The organism is Edaphobacter sp. (assembly GCF_035532915.1).
Taxonomy (GTDB): Bacteria; Acidobacteriota; Terriglobia; order Terriglobales; family Acidobacteriaceae; genus Edaphobacter.
The window spans coordinates 1-4,534 of record NZ_DATKQC010000123.1; the positions used below are offsets into that span (position 1 = coordinate 1).

Here is a 4,534-nt window from a genome sequence, read left to right on the forward strand (position 1 = left end):
GTTCCAGACCTGTCATCGCCGCTTTCAGCAGTGGATCCGCACCGGCAAGCTCGAAGAGGCGCTGCGCCTGCTGGCGCGGCTGCTCTACGAACAGGGCAAGCTCAACCTGGAAGAAGCGTTCGTCGATGCCACCTTCGCGAGCGCTAAAAAGGGGGCTTCGCGGTCGGTCCCACGCGGCGGGGCAAGGGCACGAAGATCGTCGCTATCGCCGCTGCTAACAGTCTTCCTCTCGCCGTATCTGTCGCGAGCGCTTCGCCTGCCGAGTGCAAGCTTGTTGAGGAAGTTCTTGCCGGAAGCTTTCTCGACGAACTCCCTGCCCGACTGATCGGGGACAAGGCGTACGACTCGGACAAGCTCGATCAGCAACTCAAACGCGAATATGGCATCGAGATGATCGCCCCGAACCGCCGCAACCGAGGCAAAACGCAAGATCGGAGGAAGCTCCGCCGCTACAAGAAACGCTGGAAGGTCGAACGACTCTTCGCCTGGATGCACAACTTCCGCAGGCTCGTCACGCGTTGGGAGTTCCACATCGAAAACTTCCTCGGATTCGTCCAACTCGCTTGCGTCCATATGCTCCTCAGACGTTTATGAGACCACTTCTAAGGTCTCTCCGGTGAGGCTCGCGCTTAGGAGCCGGGAGGTGCCTGCATGGTCGTCTTGGGGCTGGTCTGCCAGTGGACGCCGTCAGCCGCAATCGTAATTTGAACCGGGCCATCGGCCTTTTCGTCGAGGTAGGGTCCTTTCGACTTGTGATCGTGGTGGGACGAGTCGGTGTAGGTGAGCTGCATTGTGCCGGTACCGAGCACCTTGAACCGGTAATGAAAGTCCGCGCCTGGAGCGAGCAGTTGAGTGCCGAAGCTGGCGCTGGGGTAGTCTACTTCGAGCAGAATGATCGGCTGGCTGGTGTGGTTGCTGACGGTCGCCTGTACATGGGCGGAGTGGCAGCCGGTGACGGCTAGCAGGCAGGCGAGGAAGACAAGGATGCGGAACGGACGCATGGTTCAAGGGTAACAGGATAGATATCTCGCCATTGGTTGCTGATACAGGTTTGTGCGCTGGTAGGATTTCTTCAGAACTTCGAGGGCCTTCGGATGCAGGTCAGGCACATTCTCTCGTCAGTCGCGCTCGGCTTGCTTGTGTCTGGCGGTCACCATGCAGTTGCGCAGCGTCCCGTTGCGAAGCAGAAGGTCATCCTAGACACGGATATTGGGGACGACATCGACGATGCGTTTGCCGTGGCGCTGGCATTTCGCAGTCCGGAGCTTCAGGTCCTACAGATCGATGCAGGGTACGGCGACACGCATTTGCGTGCCCGGCTGCTGGAGCATTTTCTGCGCGATGCTGGATTGCCGCAGGTCCCGGTAGCGCAGGGGGTGACTACGCGCACTACCAACGTCTTCACGCAGCGCGCTTATGCCGAGCAGCAGCCTGAGCCTTCGCATCCGTATCCCGATGCAATCAGCACCTCTCTGGACCTCATCCGCAGATCGCCGGGTGAGATTACGCTGATCGCCATTGCACCGCTGAGCAACATTGGAGCGATGATCGACCGCGATCCCGCGACCTTTCGCAAGCTGAAGCGTGTGGTGTTGATGGGCGGCTCGATCCATCAGGGTTATGGAAACAATAAAGTGCCGGAGCCGGAGTGGAACATCAAGATGGATATTCGCTCGGCGCAGAAGTTGTTCGCATCCGGCGTGCCTATCTTCGTGATGCCGCTGGATGCGACGATCCTGAAGCTCGATGCGGCGAAGCGTCAAGCTGTCTTTGGGCATGGTTCGCGGCTGACGGACCAGCTTGCCATTTTGTACAAGCAGTGGGGAAGTGAGACGCCTACGCTCTTCGACGCGATGGCGGTTGCCTATGCGGTCGATCCTGCGCTTTGCCCAACGACTCCGATGCGCATTCGCGTTGATGACAGCGGCATGACGATTCCTGAAGAGGGCGCGTCGAATGCCAAGGTTTGTCTACGCTCCAGCTCCGATGAGTTCTTCCGCTTCTATCTGCCCCGGGTGCTCGCTCCGACGAAGCATTAGGCGAAGGCTGCGGGGGAGCGGTCGAGGATGCGTGCAGTGAGGACAACTCCGTTGCGGTCGTCGTGCAGCGTGATAGGGAAGGCCAGGACGCTCCAGGTGATGTTCTGCTCGGTAGGCTTTGGGATGTTGAGTAGGCCGCGGTGGGTGCGGTCGATATAGGTCTCGCGGGCGTGGGCAACGGTCTGGATGATGTTGCTCCAGTCGCGCATCAGCGTAGGCATCTCGACGGCGGGACTGCGGCCGGCGAACCAGTCGCGAGGCTGGCCGAGGTATTCGGCTGCGGAGTCGTTGCAGTAGAGCCAGATGCTGCGGCTGTCGAAGATCTGCACCAGAACGTCTGAGCCGATGGCCATGGCGATTCGGGAGTAGAAGAAGTCGCGCGCGTCGACGACAACGGGAGCGCCGCGGCGTTTCGCTTCGAGCGAACTCAGAGCGGAGAGGATGTCCTCGACCGAACTATGGCCTTTGAGCAGGTGCATGTCCTCGGCGCCGCCGAAGAAATGTTCGAGGGTGGCCGAGAGGATGATGATCGGAACGTAGGGGCGGCTGCGTCGCAGCAGGGTAGCGGCTTCGGTGCCGAACTGCCCGGCTCCGAGGTGGTAGTCGAGTACAGCGATGTCGATGCTGTTGAAGAGTGCGATTGCCTCGTCGATAGTGGAGGCGGGAACGCAGTCGTAGCCGTGCTGGCGAAGGATGGTGGCGCGCAGGAACAGGTTGTCGGGCTCGTCGTCGAGCAGAAGGACGCGAACGCGGGGAGGGTTTAACGACATGGAGTTATCGCCGTTGTGTGTCTCAGGTGGATTGACCATCAGCTACATATTTTGATGCGTTTCGATCGCCGGAGGCCATCCTCCCGGCGGTTATTTTGGTGACTTGAGGCTGCGAAGAAGCTCGGGCAGACGATTGATGAGGGCGACCGAGCGGAGCCACTGGCGATTGTCGATGGCGGGATAACCGCTGACGATCTTGCCGGGGGCGACGTCGCCGGGAATTCCGGATTGAGCGGTGGCGATGGCTCCATCGCCTACCGTACAGTGGCCGGCGACGCCGACCTGACCGGCGAGGATGACGCCCCGGCCGATGGTGGTCGATCCGGCGAGGCCGACCTGGGCGCACAGCAGGGTGTCGCTGCCGACGGTCGAGCCGTGGCCAACCTGCACCAGATTGTCGATCTTGGCCCCGGCGTGGATGCGGGTCTCGCCGATGCTGGCGCGGTCGATGCAGGCGTTGGCCTGGACTTCGACCGCGTCCTCGAGAACGGCTGGACCGGACTGCTGGATCTTGTACCAGCTTTTGCCGGGAGGCACGCCTGCCTGCTTGGCGAAGCCGAAGCCGTCGGCACCGATGATGGCCCCGTTCTGCAGGATGACGTTGTCGCCTAGCTGGCAGTGCTCGCGGACGACGGCGTGGGCATGGGCAAAGAGGTGGTTGCCGGCGCGGACGTGGGGGTAGAGGACGACGTGGGGCAACAGGATGGCGTTGTCGCCGATGACGACATGGTCTCCGACGACGACATAAGCTCCGATATGCGCGTTGGCCCCGATCTTTGACGTGGGAGCGACGACGGCGGTGGGATGGATGCCAGGCGCATAGGCTGGCGGGTGGTAGAAGAGTTCGATGGCGTGGGCGAAGGCGAGGTAGGGGTTGTCGATGCGGAGGGTGGCGGTGGAGATTTCAGAGAAGGAGGGCTCGACGAGGACGGCTGTCGCTTTGGTGGTGCGGGCGAGAGAGGCGTACTTGGGGTTGGCGATGAAGGAGAGGTCGCCCGGAGCGGCAGTATCGATGGCGGACACTCCGGTGATCTCCGCGGTGGGGTCGCCGTGCAGGGTGGCTCCGAGACGTTGGGCTAGGTCGGCGAGCTTCATGGTTGGGATTGTAGCGCGCTTGTGGTCTGGCATCGTTGCTCCTCCCTGTGCAGGGTACCTCCCCCGTACCTGTTGGTCTAAAGTCTTGATTCGATGGCGGTTAGTTTCTAAAGTCTTGATTCCAAATTAGTTAGATACAAAGTATTGATTGCAAATAGTTTAGGCCCAGCTTTATCGCTGGGCCGTCTTTACTGTCTTCTGTTCCAGTATAGCGAATGGAGGAGAACTAATTTGCAGAAGGAGGAGATTTATTTTTCTCTTGTAAGCTATTTATTTTGTTATGCCTAATGGCATTTGCGCAGAGAGTTTTGAAGATGTGGGCTTGACAGGGATTTATGAAGGAACGTCCCAAGGAGCAAGTGTCTGATTTGCAGATAAGGCATCGCGGCACGGCTGAAGCCATGCCCTAAAACTAAATTTTAGCGCAGTGTCTGCGAATCGGTTTTAGCGGGACAGATGTGGAAGCCGTTAATTGGGGCGGGTATTGGGCGGCAGCGGCGCGTTGAAGAGCTCGCTTTGCAGGCTGGGGGAGGCAGACGCGGGCAGCGGCTTCTTGCGTGAGGGGGTAGTGATGACGGCGATGAGCTGGAGATCGGCGATGGCGGCTCGCGGGACGAAGACGCGCTGGGT

At 60.1% G+C, this 4,534-nt stretch carries 5 protein-coding genes; 2 read left to right on the forward strand and 3 right to left on the reverse strand.

The window, feature by feature from the left end; translation table 11 throughout:
* The first annotated feature begins 204 nt into the window (after positions 1 to 204).
* Positions 205 to 594 carry a transposase gene (locus tag VMU57_RS22980; protein WP_414648610.1) on the forward strand — a complete coding sequence of 130 codons (390 nt, stop codon included), beginning with the start codon at positions 205 to 207 and terminating at the stop codon, positions 592 to 594.
* Positions 595 to 629: 35 nt separating this feature from the next.
* Here VMU57_RS22980 and VMU57_RS06175 read toward each other — a convergent pair whose 3' ends face one another.
* Entirely contained in the window at positions 630 to 1,001 is a 372-nt protein-coding gene (locus VMU57_RS06175; RefSeq protein WP_325381758.1) for a hypothetical protein, read from the reverse strand.
* A gap of 93 nt (positions 1,002 to 1,094) precedes the next feature.
* Between VMU57_RS06175 and VMU57_RS06180 the strand changes: the two genes are divergently transcribed.
* Positions 1,095 to 2,039 (forward strand): nucleoside hydrolase, encoded by a 945-nt coding sequence (locus VMU57_RS06180; protein WP_325381759.1) that lies wholly within the window; start codon positions 1,095 to 1,097, stop codon positions 2,037 to 2,039.
* Here the strand turns inward: VMU57_RS06180 and VMU57_RS06185 are convergent.
* On the reverse strand, positions 2,036 to 2,809 hold the full coding sequence (locus tag VMU57_RS06185; protein ID WP_325381760.1) for a response regulator: 774 nt from the start codon (positions 2,807 to 2,809) through the stop codon (positions 2,036 to 2,038). The genes VMU57_RS06180 and VMU57_RS06185 overlap by 4 nt on opposite strands.
* A 90-nt stretch (positions 2,810 to 2,899) precedes the next feature.
* On the reverse strand, positions 2,900 to 3,904 hold the full coding sequence (gene lpxD, locus VMU57_RS06190; protein WP_325381761.1) for a UDP-3-O-(3-hydroxymyristoyl)glucosamine N-acyltransferase: 1,005 nt from the start codon (positions 3,902 to 3,904) through the stop codon (positions 2,900 to 2,902).
* Positions 3,905 to 4,534: the final 630 nt, after the last annotated feature.